The sequence below is a fragment of the Vibrio mexicanus genome, from assembly GCF_001012815.1.
Classification (GTDB): domain Bacteria; phylum Pseudomonadota; class Gammaproteobacteria; order Enterobacterales; family Vibrionaceae; genus Vibrio; species Vibrio mexicanus.
In genome coordinates this window covers 1-474 of sequence record NZ_JYJP01000058.1, presented here as the reverse complement: position 1 = coordinate 474, position 474 = coordinate 1, and the positions used below count along the sequence as shown (strand labels likewise).

The 474-nt window shown below is 53.8% G+C and carries 1 rRNA gene; it reads left to right on the top strand.

The features are described from left to right. Positions 1 to 10: 10 nt before the first annotated feature. Positions 11 to 474: ribosomal RNA gene (locus UA76_RS09350) — 16S ribosomal RNA — on the top strand; the annotation flags it as partial.

The window sequence follows — 474 nt, the reverse complement described above, 5'->3', positions numbered from 1 at the left end:
ACAAAATCTTAAATTGAAGAGTTTGATCATGGCTCAGATTGAACGCTGGCGGCAGGCCTAACACATGCAAGTCGAGCGGAAACGACTTAACTGAACCTTCGGGGAACGTTAAGGGCGTCGAGCGGCGGACGGGTGAGTAATGCCTAGGAAGTTGCCCAGTAGAGGGGGATAACCATTGGAAACGATGGCTAATACCGCATAACCTCTTCGGAGCAAAGCAGGGGACCTTCGGGCCTTGCGCTATTGGATACGCCTAGGTGGGATTAGCTAGTTGGTGAGGTAAGGGCTCACCAAGGCGACGATCCCTAGCTGGTCTGAGAGGATGATCAGCCACACTGGAACTGAGACACGGTCCAGACTCCTACGGGAGGCAGCAGTGGGGAATATTGCACAATGGGCGAAAGCCTGATGCAGCCATGCCGCGTGTGTGAAGAAGGCCTTCGGGTTGTAAAGCACTTTCAGCAGTGAGGAAGG